At 68.1% G+C, this 19,298-nt stretch carries 18 protein-coding genes; 10 read left to right on the top strand and 8 right to left on the bottom strand.

The features are described from left to right. The coding region (locus ACE3OU_RS15300; protein ID WP_374242416.1) for a hypothetical protein at nucleotides 1-273 on the top strand (273 nt) is incomplete at its 5' end. A 37-nt stretch (nucleotides 274-310) separates the two neighbouring features. Here ACE3OU_RS15300 and tssH read toward each other — a convergent pair. From tssH to ACE3OU_RS15260, 8 genes are all read right to left on the bottom strand, one after another. Beyond that, the gene (gene tssH / locus ACE3OU_RS15295; protein WP_374242415.1) at nucleotides 311-2,995 is read right to left on the bottom strand and encodes a type VI secretion system ATPase TssH; all 2,685 of its coding nucleotides are present in this window, start codon (nucleotides 2,993-2,995) and stop codon (nucleotides 311-313) included. A 25-nt stretch (nucleotides 2,996-3,020) separates the two neighbouring features. Then, nucleotides 3,021-4,058: a type VI secretion system baseplate subunit TssG gene (gene tssG / locus ACE3OU_RS15290; RefSeq protein WP_374242414.1), complete on the bottom strand. Its 1,038-nt coding sequence runs from the start codon at nucleotides 4,056-4,058 to the stop codon at nucleotides 3,021-3,023. Beyond that, entirely contained in the window at nucleotides 4,022-5,854 is a 1,833-nt protein-coding gene (gene tssF, locus ACE3OU_RS15285; protein ID WP_374242413.1) for a type VI secretion system baseplate subunit TssF, read from the bottom strand. The genes tssG and tssF overlap by 37 nt, the downstream gene beginning before the upstream one ends. Continuing rightward, nucleotides 5,851-6,333 (bottom strand): type VI secretion system baseplate subunit TssE, encoded by a 483-nt coding sequence (tssE, locus tag ACE3OU_RS15280; RefSeq protein WP_374242412.1) that lies wholly within the window; start codon nucleotides 6,331-6,333, stop codon nucleotides 5,851-5,853. Before tssE ends, tssF begins: the two co-directional genes overlap by 4 nt. Nucleotides 6,334-6,391: 58 nt before the next feature. Next, the gene (locus ACE3OU_RS15275; protein ID WP_374242411.1) at nucleotides 6,392-6,928 is read right to left on the bottom strand and encodes an Hcp family type VI secretion system effector; all 537 of its coding nucleotides are present in this window, start codon (nucleotides 6,926-6,928) and stop codon (nucleotides 6,392-6,394) included. A 29-nt stretch (nucleotides 6,929-6,957) separates the two neighbouring features. Continuing rightward, nucleotides 6,958-8,445: a type VI secretion system contractile sheath large subunit gene (tssC, locus tag ACE3OU_RS15270; protein WP_374242410.1), complete on the bottom strand. Its 1,488-nt coding sequence runs from the start codon at nucleotides 8,443-8,445 to the stop codon at nucleotides 6,958-6,960. Beyond that, nucleotides 8,442-8,954, bottom strand: coding sequence for a type VI secretion system contractile sheath small subunit (tssB, locus tag ACE3OU_RS15265; RefSeq protein WP_374242409.1), 513 nt, complete (start codon nucleotides 8,952-8,954; stop codon nucleotides 8,442-8,444). The genes tssC and tssB overlap by 4 nt, the downstream gene beginning before the upstream one ends. Before the next feature lie 96 nt (nucleotides 8,955-9,050). Beyond that, the gene (locus ACE3OU_RS15260) at nucleotides 9,051-9,680 is read right to left on the bottom strand and encodes a tetratricopeptide repeat protein (RefSeq protein ID WP_374242408.1); all 630 of its coding nucleotides are present in this window, start codon (nucleotides 9,678-9,680) and stop codon (nucleotides 9,051-9,053) included. A 204-nt stretch (nucleotides 9,681-9,884) separates the two neighbouring features. On the opposite strand from ACE3OU_RS15260, the gene tssJ reads away from it, so the two are divergent. From tssJ to ACE3OU_RS15215, 9 genes are all read left to right on the top strand, one after another. Beyond that, nucleotides 9,885-10,466, top strand: coding sequence for a type VI secretion system lipoprotein TssJ (gene tssJ, locus ACE3OU_RS15255; RefSeq protein ID WP_374242407.1), 582 nt, complete (start codon nucleotides 9,885-9,887; stop codon nucleotides 10,464-10,466). A 10-nt stretch (nucleotides 10,467-10,476) separates the two neighbouring features. After that, a complete protein-coding gene (gene tssK / locus ACE3OU_RS15250; protein ID WP_374242406.1) occupies nucleotides 10,477-11,820 on the top strand; it encodes a type VI secretion system baseplate subunit TssK in 1,344 nt (447 codons plus the stop codon). Beyond that, nucleotides 11,817-12,602, top strand: coding sequence for a type IVB secretion system protein IcmH/DotU (gene icmH / locus ACE3OU_RS15245; protein WP_374242405.1), 786 nt, complete (start codon nucleotides 11,817-11,819; stop codon nucleotides 12,600-12,602). Before tssK ends, icmH begins: the two co-directional genes overlap by 4 nt. Before the next feature lie 337 nt (nucleotides 12,603-12,939). Beyond that, a complete protein-coding gene (locus tag ACE3OU_RS15240; protein WP_374242404.1) occupies nucleotides 12,940-13,725 on the top strand; it encodes a PEP-CTERM sorting domain-containing protein in 786 nt (261 codons plus the stop codon). A gap of 304 nt (nucleotides 13,726-14,029) precedes the next feature. Next, complete coding sequence (locus tag ACE3OU_RS15235) at nucleotides 14,030-14,650, top strand: PolC-type DNA polymerase III (protein WP_374242403.1); 621 nt, start codon at nucleotides 14,030-14,032, stop codon at nucleotides 14,648-14,650. A 120-nt stretch (nucleotides 14,651-14,770) separates the two neighbouring features. Further along, nucleotides 14,771-16,033, top strand: a complete 1,263-nt coding sequence (locus ACE3OU_RS15230) for a putative Na+/H+ antiporter (RefSeq protein ID WP_374242402.1) — start codon at nucleotides 14,771-14,773, stop codon at nucleotides 16,031-16,033. Beyond that, nucleotides 16,033-16,431, top strand: a complete 399-nt coding sequence (locus ACE3OU_RS15225) for a YbaN family protein (RefSeq protein ID WP_374242401.1) — start codon at nucleotides 16,033-16,035, stop codon at nucleotides 16,429-16,431. The genes ACE3OU_RS15230 and ACE3OU_RS15225 overlap by 1 nt, the downstream gene beginning before the upstream one ends. A 153-nt stretch (nucleotides 16,432-16,584) precedes the next feature. Further along, nucleotides 16,585-17,898 carry a sensor histidine kinase gene (locus tag ACE3OU_RS15220; protein ID WP_374242400.1) on the top strand — a complete coding sequence of 438 codons (1,314 nt, stop codon included), beginning with the start codon at nucleotides 16,585-16,587 and terminating at the stop codon, nucleotides 17,896-17,898. Further along, a complete protein-coding gene (locus tag ACE3OU_RS15215) occupies nucleotides 17,793-19,286 on the top strand; it encodes an ATP-binding protein (RefSeq protein WP_374242417.1) in 1,494 nt (497 codons plus the stop codon). The genes ACE3OU_RS15220 and ACE3OU_RS15215 overlap by 106 nt, the downstream gene beginning before the upstream one ends. Nucleotides 19,287-19,298: the final 12 nt, after the last annotated feature.

Below are 19,298 nucleotides of genomic sequence, written 5' to 3'. Positions count from 1 at the left end.
CAGCGAAGAGGTGCGCATTATACAGAGATCAAAAACCCTGTCAAGCATCGCGAGAAAATTTATTTCAGCATCTCGCAAAACCTGAGGCCAGAACGCTACAACCAACCGGCCCTGCTGCTACCTCCCCGCCACCACGCCCCGGACATCAGTGCGCTGCAGCAAGAGAGCGCGCATTATAAAGAACTATCGGAACCCGTCAAGGGGATTAAACGAAAAAATCTCATCAGCGCCCTCGTGGCCCTTCGCGACTTCCGCAGGTGGAAGGAATCTTGAGGGAGCCGAGTCATGGTGACATGCCGGGCGATGGCATTCACTTGATGGCATACCTGAAATCGCCTTTCCTGCCAGTCGTGACCCTGACTTGCCGCACGGCCTCGCCTTCAGCCATCCTGCCGAGCACTTCGGCGGCGATCTCGGGTAGCAGCGTGCCGTTGAGGATGTGGTCAACATTACGGGCCCCGGAGTCGACTTCGGTGCAACGAGCGAGTACGGCCTCGACCAGCCCCGCATTCCAGCTGAAGTCGGCCTTGTGGTGGGCAGCAATCCGCTCGCGGATGCGACCGAGCTTGAGTTCGATGATGCGCGCCAGCACCTCGTCCGGGATCGGATAGAAGGGCACCACCTGCATTCGACCGAGGAAGGCCGGCTTGAAGGACTTATACAGCACCGGGCGCAGCGCGTCGGTGAGGGCATCGGCGGCGGGGAGCTGATCCCTTGGCCGGTTGAGGCAGGCCTGCATGATCTGGCTCGAGCCCACGTTGCTGGTAAGGAGGATGAGGGTGTTCCGGAAGTCGATCTCACGCCCTTCGGCGTCGTCGAGAACACCCTTGTCGAAAACCTGGAAGAACAGCTCGAGCACATCTGGATGCGCCTTCTCGACCTCATCGAGGAGCACCACGCTGTAGGGGTTGCGGCGGACCGCTTCGGTCAGCACGCCGCCCTCCCCGTAGCCCACGTAGCCCGGCGGGGAACCCTTGAGACCCGAGACACTGTGCGCCTCCTGATATTCGCTCATGTTGATGGTGACCAGCTTGCGCTCCCCGCCGTAGAGGATGTCGGCGAGGGCCAGCGCGGTTTCGGTCTTGCCGACACCTGAGGGCCCGACGAAAAGGAAGACCCCCTTCGGCTTGTCGGGGTCTTCGAGGTTGGCGCGCGACGTGCGCACCCGCTGGGCGATGGCCTCCAGGGCGTGATCCTGGCCAATCACCCGTGCCTGCAGCAGGGGCTTGAGACCGAGCACGGTGCGGATCTCGTCCTTGACCATCTTGCCCAGGGGAATGCCTGTCCAGGCGGCGACGATCTCGGCAACCACGTGGGCGTCCACCTGCAGCGGCACCATGGGCGTCTCACCCTGGAGTTCGCGCAGGCTGACGAGGGCCTTTTCGAGCGCACTGGCGGCCTCGCCGACAGGGGGCTTGCGAGCGCGCCCCCTGATCTTTGGCAGATCCGCCACCTCCGCCACCTCGGACGCGACGGCCCCGCGCAAGGCCAGGATGCGGCTGACGAGGGCCTTTTCGGCTACGAAACGGGCCTGCAGTGCCTCCAGCTCCGCCTCCTGCGTGACAAGCCGGGCACGCAGCTCGGCGATCCGGGTGTCGTGGCACGGACCACTCGCAGCCTCCCTTTCGAGGGCCGCCAGCTCGGCGCGATCGCGGAGGATGCGTTTGGCGATCTCGTCGATGGAAGCGGGCGTCGCGCGCTGACCGAGAGCCACCCGGGCACAGGCGGTGTCGAGCACGCCGACTGCCTTGTCGGGCAGCTGACGACCACTGATGTAGCGGCTGGAGAGGCGCACCGCCTCGGTGACGGCTTCGTCCAGGATGCGGATGCCGAAGTGGGCCTCCATCAATGGCACCATCCCGCGCAGCATCGCCGCGGCCAGGGGTTCGCTGGGCTCATCGACCTTGACCACCTGGAAGCGGCGGGCCAGCGCGGCATCCTTCTCGAAGTATTTTTTGTACTCGGCCCAGGTGGTTGCGGCGATGGTGCGCAGCTCACCCCGGGCCAGCGCCGGCTTGAGCAGGTTGGCTGCGTCGTTCTGGCCCGCCTGGCCCCCGGCACCGATCAGGGTGTGGGCCTCGTCGATGAACAGGATGATGGGCCGCGGACTCTGGCGGACTTCGTCGATGACGTTCTTGAGGCGGTTCTCGAACTCGCCCTTCACGCTCGCCCCCGCCTGCAACAGCCCCATGTCGAGCACATGCAGTTCGACCGCCACCAGTGACTCGGGAACGTCGCCGGCAGCGATGCGCAGCGCGAGGCCCTCGACCACGGCCGTCTTGCCGACCCCAGCCTCACCGGTGAGGATCGGATTGTTCTGGCGCCGCCGCAGCAGGATGTCGATGAGCTGACGGATCTCGCCGTCACGGCCGATCACCGGATCCAGCTTGCCGTCACGGGCGCGCTGGGTGAGGTGGGTCGTGAACTGGTCGAGGGCCGGCGAACGCGCAGCGGCGGGCTGGGCGGCAATGAGCGGATCGCTGTGCTCGGGTGGAGCGACCGCGCCGACCGGCTCCACAGCCTCGGCGGAACCCGCGGTGAGGTCGTCGAAGCGATGCCGGAGTTCGGCAACGGGGAGCCCGGCAAGCAGCCTGGACCCACGGGAGGCAAGCTGGGCGAGCTCCGGCGCCGTGAGCAGGGCCAGCAGCAGGTGACCGGAGCGGATGCGGGGCAGCCGGGCATCCAGCGAGGCGATCAGCCAGGCCTGCTCGAAGAGCCTGGGGATGTGGGCCGAAAAGACGGGCGTGCGGGTGTTGCCGGTCTTGAAGCGATCGATCTCGGTGTTCAATTCGCGCTCCACGCCGCTCGCGCTGACCGCACAGCGGTGCAGGATGCGCGACAGGTCGCAGCCCTCGTTTTCCAGCAGGGCCAGCAGCAGGTGCTCGAGATCGACCTCGTAGTTGCCCCGGGCCATGCACAAGCCCGCGGCCCGCTCTGCAGCCCGACGGCAGGTGTCGTTGAGTTTGCTGATCAGGGTCTTGAGAGAATTGCTCATCGGGTCACGTCCTCGGGGCGGGGGTTCAGTCGGTAATAGAAGCCAGGTAGGCGAGGTCGCCGCGGTCGGCGGCGGAGGGGCGTGTCAGCAAGAAGCTGTCGTGGCCGAGTCGGCAGCCACTGGCGCGGCCGAGTACGCAAGGCACGACGTCGGCCGCCCGCAGCATCGGGCGGATCTCGTGCTCCAACTGCCCGCCCGTTGCGAGAAAAAGCAGCTTGCCGAGGGCGGCGGCCAGCTCGCCCCGGGGCAGGAAGGCCAGGTAGCGCGCCCGGGACAGTGGCCCGATGCGGATCCGGATGCGCAGGTTGCACTGCCAGACCCGCTCACCGAGCAGGGCGTCATGGCCGAGGGACAGCGAACCACGGCCGAGTCGGGCGCGCTGGGCCGACGGCAGCGCATACCAGCGGCCGACGAACTGCTCGACCTCGACGGGAACCTGGAAATAACTGGCCAGCACCCGCTGCAGGGCCTCGGCCGAGACGGGCCGCTGACGCAACAGCCCGACCAGATGGGCGATGGATTCGTCGTCGATCGCCCCGGGCGCGGTGTTGAGACGGTTGCGCAGGCCTTCAAACCCCAGCCCGGCGAGGGACAACAGCAAGGGCAGGAAGCGATTGTGCCGGTCGAGCTCATAGTGGACGGGCAGCCGGTATTTCTTCCAGGCCCGGTAGAAATGGCCCACCGAGCGGTTGGTGAAGAGGTCGAGAAACGCCCGCCCGGCGGTGTCCTGAAGGTGGCGTTCGCGGACGATGGCCTGCTCGGTGTAGTGCATGGGCAGGGCGCCATGGACGCCGAACATGCCCATGAAACCGGGCGTGATCTCGACCTGTTCGAGCGCGGCACCATCGGGGCCATGGTGGGTGGTGATCCCATCCACCTGGCTGGGGGCAAAACCCAGACGGAGGGTGCTGCGGAAGCGGATTCGCTCGGACACCGCATCCTCCCCCGCCCCGCGGAAGGCCAGCTCGTACAGGCGCACGAGCTGAAAGAACTCGTAACGCGCGGGAGCCTGCCGGGTGTCGGCGATCAGGCCAGCGTCGAGTTGCCGCTGCGGGGCGCGCATCGAATCAGTTCCTCCCCGGTACGCCCGGACACGAGCACCAGCTGCGTGAAGCTGTTGAGGCCGGCGTAAAGCCCCAGAAAATGGTCGATGCAGCGGACGAAGGCGTGCAGCCCACTGCCAACGAAGCCGGACTCCTCGATCGTCAACCGCAGTTCGAGCCCGCGCACGAAGCACGCAAAGGGCTTGCCGGGCATCCAGACGGTCTGCTCGCGACGCTCGATGGCCTTCAGGCCCTCGATCTGCCGACGTGTCGTCGCGCTGCGCGGCAGGTCGTAGAGCGCAAGCATCTCCTGAAAGGCGGCGAGGCCGCTGCCCGTAAGGGAGAGATGATTGAGGGCAAGATGTGAGATGAGCCGCCACTGACCGTCCCCCTGGTGCTCGAAACGCCAGGGCTGGGTCGGCTTGCGCAGCAGGCGGATGCTACGGACCGTGGAGCCACCTTCAATGAAGAGATCCCCGGATGGCGCGCCGACGGCCATCAAGGTGGGCAACGCGCGGTTGGTGCAGCTGAGCTGCAGGCTGAGCACATCGGCGGAGGGCGCCGCAGGCTCAAAGCCGGCGTCGACGATGGAGATCGAGGTTTCATAGCCCGGGCTGCTCTCAGCCAGCAGCCCATCGCGCTGGGCAAACCAGTAGAAGGCGTCGCGCTCCGGCGTCTCGCCGTGACGGAGCGAGAAGAAAGGCCGGAACTCGGTGATGGTCTCCCCCTGAGCGCTCTGGCGCACCCGCTTCACGCTGTCGATGGAATAGACCTCGTAGGCAAAGGCCCGCCGGCCATCGGCTACCACGGGATACGCGACCGCCCGCTGGGTGACGCGGATCGGGTCGCCCCGCTGGCGGAAGAGATTGACCACCGGCACACAGCCCAGCCTCAGATTCTGCGGGCCGAGTGTCTGCAGCAGGCGCGAGGCGTCGCCATCGACGCGCAGCCTGCCCAGGGCAAAATGGATGCGCAGGCGCCGCTGGCCGTGCAGATCCAACGGCAACACACCGCAGTCAAGATCGAAAAAATTGAATTTCTCGGGAAAGCAGAAGTACTCGGTCAGATGGCGGTAGGCCCCGTGAGCGGCCTCCGGCATCTCGATGAGAGCCTCGTCGGGCGCAAAGCCCACCTCGCCGAGCACACCTTCGCGGAGCGGCTGCCAACGGCCATCACCGCCTTCGGCAAAGATCTTCAGGCAATTGAGGAAGAGCGCATCCCGCAGCGCCGCAGCAACCGACGGCTCCGCATCCATATATATGCGGAGGCGGCCGCTGGCGCCCAAGCCAGCCTGCCCTTCGCCATCCCGCAGTGCCAGCGAGAGGCTGAGGAGCGCCTGACAGCCGACAGGCAGACGCACGCCAGAAGGCGCCGTTGCGAGAGGATCGAAGACGAGCCCGTCGATGGCAAGCGGCACGATGCGGACATCCCAGGCCGTCCGGAACTTGCAGACCGCGCCCCTGATCGGACGGGAATGCAGCTCAGTGCCACGCGGCAGCATCACCGCAGACGAGGGTGCATCGGCGGGTGATTCGAAGTGGGCGATCGAGCAGCTGGGGAAGGGCCTCAGATAGTGGGGATAGAGGACATTGAGCAAGGCCTCGGTGAATTGCGGGTAGGAGTCCTCGATTTTTTTGGAGACCCGGGCGGTCATCAACGCGAAGGACTCGATCATCCGCTCCACGTGGGGGTCGTCGCAGCCCTCGCCGGACAGCAGCAACTGGGCCGCCAGCTTGGGATAGCGCTCGGCAAACTCCCGGGAGTGGGCGCGCAGGAAAGCTAGCTCCCGCTCGTAGTAGGGCAGCAGATCTTTCATGAGGCCACCGCCGGACGCCGCTTACGGCTGACCGAGTACTGCAGGCTGGTGGGCTGCAGCAAGGCGTCGAAGGCCACCGGCTCCTGGGCCGGGTTCACCACCAGCACGGCCCGGATCGAAAAATGGAGTGCATTGATGGCCTGGCGGTGGAGTTCGAGTTCGACCCGCACCTCGCGCAGGCGTGGTTCGTGGACCGCGACGGCCTGCTCGATGCCGGTGCAGATGCGCTGGCGATCATGCACGCTGGCGAGGCTCAGGCCAGCAAAGTCGGCAAGGCCGAAACCGACGACCGACGCCTGGGCCCGGGGGTATTCCTGCGCCAACGCCGGGTCGAAGACGACACGGGTATTGAGCAGGGCCTCCAGATCCCGCGCCACGGAATCCTTCAGCTGCTCCAGGGACAGCCTTCGACGCACGGCCGCCAGGGGCGGATCATCGAAAAGCTTGTCGAACAGGGAGGGCTCGAACCCTTTTATCATGACGGCAGCGGAAGGATGTCGTGGGCGCGGCGTGTGCTTTTTCAGGCCGGACAGGCGCTCAGGTCAGATTGGGCGTGTTCTTGGCGAGGTTCCAGGCACCCTGGATGTTGACCTTGCCGGACTTGCTGCCGTCGATGTTGAGTTCGTCGTAGGTCCACTTGACCGCCGAGTACTTGAGCGAGAAGGTTTCCTTGGGGATCCCCTCTTCGCTAACCGTCGGCGACACCGAGGCGATGATGACGTTCTTCAACTCGATCTTCAGGTACTGGTGGCGGGTCTGGTTGGACGAGGGATTGCCGGTGGTGTTGCGGCCGCCGAGGGCCCGATAGAAATAAATGATCACGTCATTGACCACCAGCCCCGACGAACAGGCCTGGTAGAGCTTGGGGCTGGCCCCATCGATGTCCTTGGTGAACACCATCTCGCCATGCTCGACGCGCTCGGCGGTGTGGCCACCGGCGGCCGAGGCGGTGGCCGACTTGGGCTGGCGCATCGTGTGGCTCCAGCTGTACACCTCGACGGTGTCCTTGTGCTTGGCATCGCGGGAGTCGCCCTTGATGTCGCTGCCCTTGAACTCGACGTAGATGTCCTTCATTTGGTGATTCCTCCTTTAACTTGGGGTGCTCAGTTCTTGCCGGACGGCAGTTCGGCCACGAGCCGCAGGGACACCGACAACTCGTCGAGCTGGAAATGGGGCCGGATGAAGGAGACCGCGCGATACACGCCGGGCCGCCCCGGGACTTCGCTGACCTCGATCGAGGCCTCGCGGAGCGGGAACTCGGCCTTGGTCTCCTGGGAGGCCGAGTCGTCGGTGGTGACGAACTTGTCGATCCAGCGCTGCAGATAGGCCTGGATGCCAGCCGGGCTGGCAAAGCTGCCGATCTTGTCGCGCATCATGGCCTTCATGTAGTGGGCGATCCGCGACACGGCAAACATGTACTGGAGCTGGGCCGACAGCGCCGCGTTGGCGTTGGCCGCGTCGCTGTCGTACTTGCGGGGGCGCTGGGCCGACTGGGCGCCAAAGAAGGCCGCGTAGTCGGTGTTCTTGCAATGCACCAGCGGGATGAAGCCCAGATCGCTGAGTTCCTTCTCGCGCCGGTCGGTGATCGAGACTTCGGTGGGGCACTTGAGGGCGACCTCACCGTCGTCGGTGCGGAAGGTGTGGGTCGGCAGGTCGGCGACCAGACCGCCACCTTCGACCCCGCGGATCGCCGCACACCAGCCGTAGTTGTCGAAGGCGTCGGTGAGGCGGGCGGCCAGTGCGAAGGCTGCGTTGCACCACAGGTAGCGGCCGTGGTCCGAGCCGTCGACCTCCTCGACAAAGTTGAAACCTTCGGTCGGCAGGCCATCGAGGGGGTTGTAGGGCAGGCGGCCGAGGAAGCGCGGCAGGGCCAGGCCCACGTAACGCGCGTCCTCGGACTCCCGGAAGGACTTCCACTTGGCGTACTCGACGGTATCGAAGACCTTGCCCATGTCCCGCGGCTTGCCGAGTTCGAGGAAGGACTCCAGGCCGAAGAGCTGCGGTGCCGCGGCGGTGATGAAGGGCGCGTGGGCCGCCGCCGCGACATGGGACATCTGGTCGATGAAATACATGTCTTCGGGCTGCCGGCTGATCTCGAACTGGCCGATCAGGGCTCCGAAAGGCGCACCGCCGAAGGTGCCGAACTCTTCTTCGTAGACTTTCTTGAACAGGGCGCTCTGGTCGAAATCGATGGCCGACTTGAAGTCCTTGACCAGTTCGCGCTTGCCGGCATTGAGCAGCTTGATCTTGAGGTGGGCGCCGGTCGAGGTCTGGCGGCAGAGGTAATGCAGGCCCGTCCAGGCGCTCTCCAGAGCCTGGAATTCGGGGGCGTGGATGATCTCGCTGAGCTGTTCGGAGATCAAGCGGTCGAGCTCGGCAACCCGGGCATCGATGGAGGCCGCCAGGTTCCCGGAGACGACGACCTCGCCTTCGAGAACCTGGCTGACCAGCTCGCCGATGATGTCCCGGGCCCGCGACTTCTCCTGCTCGGACTGGGCGACGCGACTCTCCTCGACGATCCGGTCGAGCAGCCCGCCTCCCAGGACGGCCTGCGCGGCGGGCGCGACGGCGGTGGCGTGTTCGACGCTCATTGCCCGCTCCCTTCCGGCGAGATGGCGGCCTCGGCCCTGAGCGCCTCCGTGCTGGCCAGCACTTCGCCCAGCAGGTCTTCGAGTTTTTCGTTGCCCGCCAGCTTGTTGCGCAGGTCGGCGAGCTTGGCCCGCGCCTCCTGCAGCTTGCGCAGGGGCTCGACCTGCCGGACGACCGCCTCCGGGCGGAAATCGTCGAACTCCCGGAAGGTGAGATCGACCCCCAGCTCGCCCCCGTCGGCTCCCAGGCGGTTCTTCACCCGGAAGGCGGCCCGGGGCGCCAGCGCACCCATGACGTCGTCGAAGTTGTCCATGTCGACGTTGACGAACTTGCGGTCGCGTACCTTGCCCTGGGGTTGCTGCGACTGGCCGGCGAAATCACCCAGCACACCCACCACGAAGGGCAGTTCCTTCATCTCGATCGCATCGCCGACCTCGACGTCGTAGGTCAGTTGAACCCGCGGCGGACGGACTTTCTCGAGCCGTTTCTGCACGCTATCTTTTTTCGCCACACCCGTTCTCCAGAATTTTCAGGCCGAGACACCCCGCGGCGGTCGAAGGCCCGACGACCGCCCGACAATCAAACCCGGTTCGCCCGGGAGGCTGCGTTACTTCAGTGCGCCAAACGGATCGCCCCCCGTGGCAGCCGGCTCACCGGCCGGAGCTGACTTCCGATGGGCGGCCCGACCGCGCCCCTGGGACGCCCGCGTGGACGCCGAGGCGCTCCGCGGGCTGGCGTTCTCGGCCTTGGCGGCCACCGGCGGCACCAGGACGCTCTCGCCCAGGGTGTCGCGCATCACCTTGACCAGCCCGATCGCGTCGGAGCGCGCGTTGCCCTTCAGCTCGACATCGCTGCGCAGTTCGTTGAGGGACTGGGTCGCCACACGCAGGCCGGCCACGGCACGGATGCTCTTGGCGGTGCGATCGGCCGGATCCCGCTGCAGCACTTCTTCGGCCGCGGTGATCGCCTGAGCGTAGTTGCCCGCGTCGAACTGGACCCGGGCCTTGCGCGCCCAGGGCTCCTTGCGCTCGGGATTCCTGGCCGCGAGGTCGTCGAGGAGCTTGAGGGCATCCTTCTGGTTGCCCTGCTGGAGCAGCGCATCCACCGACCGGGACGACTGCTCGAAGACCGTGGAGAACTCCTCGGGCTTGAGGGACGCATTGTTGGCGGCACACCCCATCAGGGTACCGGACATCCCCATGACGACGGCAACAACGAGATTTTTTACAGTACGCATAGTCTCTTCCCACGTGGACGACCCGCGCCATCGCCGCTGGATTTTGAAGCGACCGCCTTGACGCAAACCGCATAGCACAATTAAATTAGAACTGAATCAATATTCAGTCACAAAAGAATACCATGGCATGGCATGATAAAGTCAACAAGCATAACCTATGAACATAGACCCAACCGTCGGAGAACCCTCTTCCTGGCACGGGCAGTGGGCGCTACCGCGCTGGCAGCGTGGCTGTCCGGGTGTGCGGCGCTGGGTGCCGTCGGCGCGGCCAGCACCGCGCTCGACAAGGTGATGGACGTGTCCGGCCTGCGGCGGGAGCGTGCGGGTGAAGGCAGTAAGCCGGTCGAGGTGGCGCTGAAGATCCATGCCGGCGAACGGCTCAACACAAGCCGCAACGGCCAGCCCCTGTCGCTGGTGCTGCGTGTCTACACGCTGCGCTCTCCGGAGCGCCTGAAATCGCTCGCCTACACCCGCCTGATCCCGCCGGACGGCGACCGCGACGCGCTGGGAGAAGATCTGGTCTCGGTGCGCGAGCTGGTGCTGATACCCGGCAGATCCTACGAACTGGCGGTCAAGGTCGCCGGCGAGGCCGACACGATAGGCGTTGCCGGGCTGTTCCGGGCGCCCCATGCCGACCGCTGGAAGCTCGCCTTCGACGCGCGCAGGTCGGCCGACAGCGGCATCGTCGTCGGCGCCCATGCCTGCGCCCTGACGGCCGGCGCCGGCACCCTGCTCACCGACGCGGGCGCGACGGCCTCGCTGGCGGGCGTTCAATGCAACCGATAGGCCTATCACCATGAATCCGGCACAACCCCTGTGGGCCGAAGGGCTCTTCCTCCGTCCCCAGCATTTTCAGCAGCAGGACGCCTGGGCCGAGGCCCGCAGCCGCCGCGCCCAGCTGGCCGCCAACCCCTTCGCGTGGGGCATCCGCGAACTCGAGCTCGACCCCGAGGCCCTGCACAGCGGCCTGCTGCGGGTCACCCGGATCGACGCCGTGTTCGCCAACGGCGACACCCTCGTCGCCCCCGCCGTGGACCAGCTGCCCCCGCCCTTCCGCCTCGACGAGGCGGTCACGGAAGACGGCGGTGCCGAACTCCACATCGCCGTGCGCCACCTCGACCTCAACGGCCACAACTGCACCGACACCGGCGATGGCCCGGTGCAGGCGCGCTACCTGCGCGTGCCCCGCGAGCGCCTCGACCTCTTCTCCGACGCCGCCGAAGCCGAGGTCATCACCCTCAGCAAGCTCACCCGGCTCAAGCTCGCCCACGAACCCCTCGGCGAATACCAGACCCTCCCCGTCGCGCGCATCCGCCGCACCGCCAGCAACGGCTTCGAGGCCGACCCGGCCTTCGTGCCGCCGTCCCTGTGCATCCACAGCGCACCGGCCCTGTTCCACCTGCTGCGCCGCCAGATCGACGCGCTGGGAGCCAAGGTGGATGCGCTCTACGGCCTGCACCGCGAGCCCTCCAAGAACATCATCGAGTTCCGCTCGGGCGACATCGCCTCGTTCTGGTTGCTGCACACCGCCAGCAGCGCCTGCGCCGCCCTCACCCACCTGCTGCGCAACCCGGCCCTCTCGCCGGAGCGGCTGTTCCACGAGCTGCTGCGGCTCGCCGGCGGGCTGCTGACCTTCTCCAAGGGCTACGGCCTCGACGACCTGCCGGCCTACGACCACGCCCAGCCGGGCCCCTGCTTCGCGCGCCTCGACGGCCTGATCCGCGAGCTGCTCGACACCGTGATCTCCACCCGCTACTTCGCGATCGCCCTCACCCAGCCCAAGCCCGGCTTCCACGCCGGGCGGCTCGACTCCGACAAGATCGACGGCAACACGGCCTTCTTCCTGTCGGTGTCGGCCGCCCTGCCCCAGTCCGAGATCATCGAGTCGGTGCCCCTGCGCCTCAAGCTGGGCGCCCCCGACGACGTCGAGAAGCTGGTGTTGTCGGCGATGGCCGGTGTGCGGCTGCGCCACGCGGCCCAGGTGCCGGCGGCGATCCCGGTGCGTCCGGGCGCCTGCTACTTCGCCCTCGACGCCCACGGCCCCCTCTACGAGCGGATGCTCAAGGCCCAGTCGCTGCTGATCTACACCCCCGAAAGCTATCCCGACCTCAAACTCGACCTCATCGCCGTGACGCCATGACGACCGCCCCCAGCCTGTTTGCCGGCCCCGCCCCGGGCTCCCCTGAAGCCACCCCCCTGGCCGCCCCGCTGCCCACCCCGCCCCGCAGCCTCGTCGACCTGCTCTACGACGGCTTCTACCTCCTCACGCTGCTGCACCGGCACAGCATGCCGAGCGATGCCGAGGCCTTCTCCGCCTCCATCCAGGTCCTGCTCGACGATTTCGAGCGCGCCGCCCTCCGGGCGGGCTTCGTCAGCCAGGACATCTTCGATGCCAAATACGCCTTCTGCGCCGCCGTCGACGAAGCCGTGCTGGGCGCCTCCACGCCAATCCGCGGCAGCTGGGAGCGGCGGCCGCTGCAGCTCGTCCTGTTCGGCGAGCAGCTCGCCGGCGAGCACTTCTTCGACCGCCTCGAAGCCGCGCGCAACGACGGCGCCCGGCGCCTCCAGGCCCTCGAGGTCTTCCACATGTGCCTGCTCACCGGGTTCAAGGGCCGCTACCTCCTCGAAGGCCCCGAAAAGCTCAAATACCTCGTCGCCCAGCTGGGCGAGCAGATCACCCACCTCAAGGGCAAGCCCGCCGGCTTCGCCCCGCACTGGGCCCCACCGGACCAGATCGTCAATGCGATCCGGCGCGAGATCCCCCTGTGGATCATCGCCGCGGTGCTCACCCTCGTCGGCCTGCTCGCTTACCTGGGGCTCGAGTGGCACGCCCGCAGCCAGGTCCGCGAGACCCTCGCCAGCTTCACCGGCATCGTGCAGCTGGCCCCCCGGCCGCCCACCCTCACCCTGACGCTGCCCTGAGCCTGCGGGCATCGGGCCGTGTCGAAAAAATTTACACATTCGGCCGGACGTCGCCGGATCTGTACGGCAGGCTTTTGATTTTTTAAAAACAAATACCAACCGGCCCGAATGATGCTTGGCTTTATCGCCGCCCTTCACGACGAACACGGCATGGAAGCCCTGCTCCAGCCCGCTGCTTCAGGAGAGACGCCTTCGCCACAAGGGCCCGACAGTCTGGCTGCCCGCAAACTCGGGCGTCGGTGCGCACCGGCCGATACCACCTGACCCCGGCCGGAGCCGCCGCACGCTGCAGAGCCTCCGGGCCCTCCGCTGAGCGCACTGGATCGAGAGGCTCCCCATGAAACCCGTAGCAAAGCGCCTCCTGGCCGCGACTTCCGCCCTGCTGATCAACGTGGACGCCCTCGCCGCCGCCTACACCTTCGGCACGCCGAACCAGCCCCTGCCGGCCACCCCCGGCAACGGCCTGACCGGGCAGTTGTGGGCCAACGTGGCGCCCGGCACCGACACCCTGGCCCAAGCCCAGGCCATCATCGCCGGGGGCTACGCGACGGCCAACTTCCGCGCCACGACCATCGACTATCCGGTCGGCGCCACCGGCTCGACCTCGGTCTATCAGACCTACGGCGCGGTCCTCGACAGCACGGCCCAGGCCACCCTCGACAACCCGAGCGTGCTGACCGACGACGTACTCGACACCGTGATGCGCTTCGCCGGCTTCTTCGGCGTGCAGAATGCCGGCGAAGTGTGGACCTTCCACATCCCGTCCGACGACGGCAGCGCGGTGGACATCCAGGGCACCCGGGTGCTGAACAACGACGGCATCCACGGCTTCGGCGGCCCGAGCACCACCGTCGCGTTCACCACCCCCGGCCTCTACGCCATCGACATCCTGTTCTTCGAATCCCAGCCCACCGACTGGGGGCTCGAGTTCCGCGGCGGCCTCGGCAACGCCACACCCGCCACGGCCCTCACCGACCGCCTGTACACCCTGGTCGACTACGCCACCCCCGGCGACGACCGGCTGGACAGCATCCAGGGCAAGGTGCCCGAGCCCGGCACGCTCACCCTGCTGGGCGCAGCGCTGCTGAGCGTCTTCGGGCTGCAGTGCAGGGCCCGCCGCTGAGCCCCGCGGTCGAGTGCCGCGCCGGCGCCTCGCTGCCCCCGCGGCGCTCCCGCCCCGTTGATGCCGGTGCGCGGGCAGTCTGCGCCTTCCGCGGCGTCATGCCGTGCCCGGTGTCGGCACCGGTGCCGCGAGCCTGGCAGACCATCCACACCACGCCAGCCTGTTCCCCCGGTCATCCCGCCACGGGCACTTGCCTCAGCGCCGAGCCTTCCCCCTGCCCCGCGGGCACAGCCGAGGCTGGCACAGGGCCGCCTCCTGTGGCATAAGGGCGGGCTGTCCGGAAAACCTTGCAGGGAACACCAGCGTGGAACGCATCGCCGTCATCGACTTTGAAACAACCGGCCTGTCGCCGGCCCAGGGCGACCGGGCAACCGAGATCGCCGCGGTGATCCTGGAGGGCGGCCGGGTGGTGGACCGCTACCAGAGCCTGATGAACGCCGGGGTGCGCATCCCCACCCACATCGAAGCCCTCACCGGCATCAGCAACGCGATGATCCGGCAGGCCCCGCCGGCCGCCGAGGTGATGGGCGCGGTGGCCGACTTCGTCGGCGACTGCCCGCTGGCGGCCCACAACGCCGCCTTCGACACGCGCTTCTGGGACGCCGAGCTTGCCCGCGTCGCGCGCCAGCGGCGCCAGGAGTTCGCCTGCTCGCTGCTGCTGGCCCGGCGGCTGCTGCCCGACGCCCCCAGCCACAAGCTCGGCGCACTGGTGGCGTTCGCCGGGCTGCCGGTGGCCGGTCGCTCCCACCGGGCGCTGGCCGACGCCGAGATGGCCGCCAGCCTGCTGCTGCGGCTCGAGGGCGAGCTGCGCACCCGCCACGGGGTGGGCGAGGTCTCCCACGCCCTGCTCCGCAAGATCCAGGCCGCCCCCAAGACCCAGCTCGAACGCTGCCTCGCCGCCCACCGGGAAACGGCCGGCGCCTGAACGCCACCGCCCGCCCGGGGTCCGAAACAGACCAGCCCGGGTGAACCAGCACCCCGGGGCTGGCACAATCGCGCCTGCCCGAACGCGGGGCCCCACCCATCGAACCGATCCAGTCCAGCCATGTCGTCCGTCGTCACCCCCCCCGAACTCATCGCCGCCGTCTGCTTCGGCCTCGCCGTGCTGCACACCTTCTCCACCGGCCTGTTCAATCACCTGGCCCACCGGCAGCCACGCCACGCCGGCCTGTGGCACCTGCTCGGCGAGGTCGAGGTGGTCTTCGGCTTCTGGGCCTTCGTGCTGTTCGCCGCGCTGTTCTGGCTGTCGGGGCAGGACGCCGCGGTGGCCTACGTGGAAGGGCGCAACTTCACCGAGCCGCTGTTCGTCTTCGTGATCATGGTGATCGCCGCCAGCCGCCCCATCCTCGCCAGCGTCACCCGGCTGGTGGACGGCCTCGCCGGCCTGCTCCCCAACGCCCGGCCGGTGGCGGTGTTCTTCCTGTGCCTCGGGCTGGTGCCCCTGCTCGGCTCGGTGATCACCGAACCGGCCGCCATGACCCTCTCGGCGCTGATGCTGCGTGACCGCTACTTCAGCCAGCGCCTGACCGCCCGGCTGCGCTACGCCACCCTGGGCACCCTCTTCGTGAACATCTCCATCGGCGGCACCCTCAGCCATTTCGCCGCACCGCCGGTGCTGATGGTGGCCGGCCCCTGGCAATGGGACACACCCTTCATGTTCGCCACCTTCGGCTGGAAGGCAGCCCTCGCGGTGCTGGTCAACGCCAGCGTGCTGTCGGTGGTGTTCCGGCGCGAACTCACCAGCAAGGGCCGCGGCAGCGAGACCGGCGGCGAACCCATGCCCGTCGCGGTGGCGGCGATCCACCTGGCCTTCCTGGTCGGCGTGGTAGTGTTCGCCCACCACCCGGTGGTGTTCATGGGCCTGTTCCTGTTCTTCCTCGGCTACACCGCCGCCTACAGCCGCCACCAGAACCCGCTGATCCTGCGCGAGGGCCTGCTGGTGGCCTTCTTCCTGGCCGGGCTGGTGGTGCTCGGCGGACTGCAGCAGTGGTGGCTGCAGCCCTTGCTCACCGGCATCGAGCCCACCGCGCTGTTCTTCATCGCCACGGGCCTCACCGCGATCACCGACAACGCCGCCCTCACCTACCTGGCCTCGCTGGTGCAGGGCGTCTCGGACGAATTCAAATACGCCATCGTGGCCGGCGCGGTCACCGGCGGCGGGCTGTCGATCATCGCCAACGCCCCCAACCCTGCTGGCATCGCGATCCTCAAGGGAGGCTTCGAGGAGCAGGCCGTCAGCCCCCTCAAGCTCTTCCTGGCCGCCCTCGGGCCCACCGGCGTGGCCGTGCTGGCCTTCCTGCTGCTGTGATGCGGCGCATCCCGCGGACCTCCCGCAGCCTCGCGCTGCGCAAGGCCCTGCTGATCGGCGTCGGGGGGCTGGCCCTCGGCCTCGGCCTGCTCGGGGTGGTGCTGCCGGGGCTGCCGACGACCCCCTTCGTGCTGCTCGCCGCCGCCTGCTTCGCCAAGGCCTCGCCGCGCCTGCACCGGCGCATCGTCGGCAACCCGCTGCTCGGCCCGATGGTGCGCGACTGGGAGGCCCACCGCTCGCTCCCCGTCAAGATCAAGCTGATCGCCATCGGCAGCATGACGCTGATGGTCGGGCTGTCCGTCTGGCACTTCGCCGGCCGGCCCGGGCTGCAGGCCGCGCTGGTGGTGCTCGGCGTGATCGGCGCGGTGGTGGTGGGGCGGATTCCGGCCCGCCGCTGACCGCCCCGGCCCACTCCGCAGAAATTTTCGTTTTCCATGCACACTTGCTATAACCTTGCATGCCCTATGGCTTTTGCGTAACACGAGCAGGGCGTGCGGGTGACCGGACGGGCGGCAGGCTCCGTCCGGCCATTACAAGAGGAGACTCCGGCCATGACAGGCCTTTCCTGGCAATCGTTGCGGACGCGACTCGTCGCCGGCGCCCTGTTTGCGTCGGTCGTGTCGATCTGGCTCGTGACGCTGTTCTTCGGGGAAGCCCTGCGCTCCGACATGGAGACGAGCATCTCGGCCCAGCAGCACTCCACGGTTGCGCTGATCGCCTCCGAAATCCACCGCTCGGTGAACGAACGCGAGGCGATCCTCGGCCGGCTGGCCAAGCGCCTGGGTGATGACGGGGCCCCCGACGGCCTTGCGGGCCAGAACCTGCTCGACGCCCAGGCCGGCCTGGACGCCCTGTTCAACTGGGGGGTGATCGTGCTCGACGCGAACGGCGTGGCCATCGCCAGCGCACCGCGCCTCCACGACCGGATCGGCATCCACTACGGCGACCTGCCCTTCTTCAACGAGCTCAAGGAAGCCCGGCAGCCGATCATCTCCCGGCCGATGCAGGGCCGGCGCACCGGCGCGGCGATCGTCAGCATCGGGCAGCCGATCCGCGGCCCCGACGGGCGCTTCATGGGCGCGGTGCTGGGCGTCACCAACCTCAACCAGCCCAACTTTCTCGATCAGGTCAGCAGCGCCCGCTTCGGCCGCACCGGCGACTTCATGGTCACCGATGCCCGCGCGCGGCTCTTCATCGCCTCCTCCAATCAGCGCCGGGCGCTCCAGCCCGGGCCGGTGGCCGGGGTGAATCCGGTCTACGACCGCTATATCGCCGGCCACGAAGGGTCGGGCGTGGCCGTCAACTCGATGGGAGTCGAGGAGCTGTCGTCGTCAGTCAAGATCGGCGACACGGGCTGGCTGATGCAGTCGGTACTGCCGACCAGCGAAGCCTTCCTGGTGGTCCGCCAGATGCAGCGACGCCTGCTGGTCTCGGCGGTGGTGCTGACGCTGTTCGCGGGCCTCGTCGCCTGGTGGTGGGTGCGCCGGCAGCTGCAGCCGCTGGAGCGCTCGGCCCAGCAGCTCGACGAGATGCGCCAGGGCCTGCTCCCGCGGCAGGCCCTGCCCGTCGAGCGGGACGACGAGATCGGCAAGCTCGCCAACGCCTTCAACGGCCTGCTCAAGTCCATCAGGAGGCGCTGCAGGCCCAGGTGGCCGCCACCGAGCGGGTGCGCAAGATCCTGGCCCACGTGCCGGGCATGGTCTTCCAGTACCACCGCCACGAAAACGGCTTCGGCGCCTTCCCCTTCGCCAGTGCCGCGGTGCGGGACATCTATGGGGTCAGCCCCGAGGCGCTGGAGTCCGACTCCGGCAGCATCCGCGCGCTGCAGCTGCCGGCGGACCAGCCGGCCTTCTTCGACGCCCTGACCCGCTCGGCCGAGACGATGGGGCGGCTGCAGGTGGATTACCGCATCCGCAGCGCCGACGGGCAGATCAAATGGCTGCGTGTGGACGCCGAGCCCGAGCCGGACGAAGCCCACGGCATCGTCTGGAACGGCGTGGTGACCGACGTGACCGCCACCAAGGCCCTGGAGCAGGAGCTCGAGACCCACCGCCTGCACCTGGAACAACTGGTCCGCGAGCGGACCCTGCAGCTCGAGGAAGCCCGCAACGCCGCCGAAGCGGCCAACGAGGCCAAGAGCAACTTCCTGGCCAACATGAGCCACGAGATCCGCACCCCGCTCAACGCGATCAGCGGCATGGCCTATCTGATGCGGCGCAGCGGCGCCACCCCGGAGCAGGCCTGCCGCCTCGCCAAGATCGAGGCCGCCAGCAAGCACCTGCTGGAGATCATCGACTCGATCCTTCACCTCTCCAAGATCGAGGCCGGCAAGCTGAGCCTGCACGTCACCCCCTGCGAGATCCCGCAGCTCATCGGCAACGTCGCCGCGATGATGAGCGACCGGGCCGCCGAGAAGGGCCTGCAACTCGACACCGAGATCGCGCCCGGCCTGCCCCCCGTGCTCGGCGACACCACCCGGCTGCAGCAGGCCCTGATCAACTACGTGGGCAACGCGATCAAGTTCACGCGGGAGGGTTCGGTCACGCTGGCGGTGCGGGTCGACGCCGACGAGGGCGAACACCTGCGGCTGCGCTTCGAGGTGCGGGACAGCGGGATCGGCATCGCCCCCGACGCGCTGGACAAGATCTTCCAGGCCTTCGAGCAGGCCGACAGCTCGACCACCCGCGCCTTCGGCGGCACCGGCCTGGGGCTGGCGATCACCAAGCGGCTGGCGGAGCTGATGGGCGGCGCGGTGGGCGTGGAGAGCCGCCCCGGCGAGGGCAGCACCTTCTGGTTCACCGCCCGGCTGGCCAGGGACTGCACCCCGGGCAGCCAGCCGGCACCCCTCGACCGGGCCACCACCGAGGCCCTGCTGGCCGAGGCCGCCCGGGGCAAGCACGTGCTGCTCGTCGAAGACGAGCCGATCAGCCAGATCGTGGCCGAGGAGCTGCTCACCAGCGTGGGGCTGGCGGTCGACAAGGCGGACAACGGCGCCCAGGCCGTCGCGATGGCCGGGCAGCGGCGCTACGACCTGATCCTGATGGACATGCAGATGCCCGAGATGGACGGCCCCACCGCCACCCGGCAGATCCGCCAGCTGCCGGACTGCGGGCCGGTGCCCATCATCGCGATGACGGCCAACGTGTTCAACGCCGACCGGGCCATCTGCCTCGAGGCGGGCATGGACGACTTCCTGACCAAGCCCGTCGAGCCCACCCTGCTCTACTCGACCCTGCTGCGCTGGCTCGGCTGAGGCCGGGCCGCC

The organism is Zoogloea sp., from assembly GCF_041908905.1.
In the GTDB taxonomy this organism is placed as follows: Bacteria; Pseudomonadota; Gammaproteobacteria; order Burkholderiales; family Rhodocyclaceae; genus Zoogloea.
This window is presented reverse-complemented; position numbering and strand designations above follow the sequence as displayed.

Bases quoted from the DNA above. Each gene is read 5' to 3' on its own strand.
- tssE (WP_374242412.1), bottom strand. From the start codon at position 6,333: ATGATAAAAGGGTTCGAGCCCTCCCTGTTCGACAAGCTTTTCGATGAT.
- tssF (WP_374242413.1), bottom strand. From the start codon at position 5,854: ATGAAAGATCTGCTGCCCTACTACGAGCGGGAGCTAGCTTTCCTGCGC.
- ACE3OU_RS15220 (WP_374242400.1), top strand. From the start codon at position 16,585: ATGACAGGCCTTTCCTGGCAATCGTTGCGGACGCGACTCGTCGCCGGC.
- icmH (WP_374242405.1), top strand. From the start codon at position 11,817: ATGACGACCGCCCCCAGCCTGTTTGCCGGCCCCGCCCCGGGCTCCCCT.
- ACE3OU_RS15230 (WP_374242402.1), top strand. From the start codon at position 14,771: ATGTCGTCCGTCGTCACCCCCCCCGAACTCATCGCCGCCGTCTGCTTC.
- tssG (WP_374242414.1), bottom strand. From the start codon at position 4,058: ATGCGCGCCCCGCAGCGGCAACTCGACGCTGGCCTGATCGCCGACACC.
- ACE3OU_RS15260 (WP_374242408.1), bottom strand. From the start codon at position 9,680: ATGCGTACTGTAAAAAATCTCGTTGTTGCCGTCGTCATGGGGATGTCC.
- tssH (WP_374242415.1), bottom strand. From the start codon at position 2,995: ATGAGCAATTCTCTCAAGACCCTGATCAGCAAACTCAACGACACCTGC.
- ACE3OU_RS15225 (WP_374242401.1), top strand. From the start codon at position 16,033: ATGCGGCGCATCCCGCGGACCTCCCGCAGCCTCGCGCTGCGCAAGGCC.
- ACE3OU_RS15275 (WP_374242411.1), bottom strand. From the start codon at position 6,928: ATGAAGGACATCTACGTCGAGTTCAAGGGCAGCGACATCAAGGGCGAC.
- ACE3OU_RS15240 (WP_374242404.1), top strand. From the start codon at position 12,940: ATGAAACCCGTAGCAAAGCGCCTCCTGGCCGCGACTTCCGCCCTGCTG.
- tssK (WP_374242406.1), top strand. From the start codon at position 10,477: ATGAATCCGGCACAACCCCTGTGGGCCGAAGGGCTCTTCCTCCGTCCC.
- tssC (WP_374242410.1), bottom strand. From the start codon at position 8,445: ATGAGCGTCGAACACGCCACCGCCGTCGCGCCCGCCGCGCAGGCCGTC.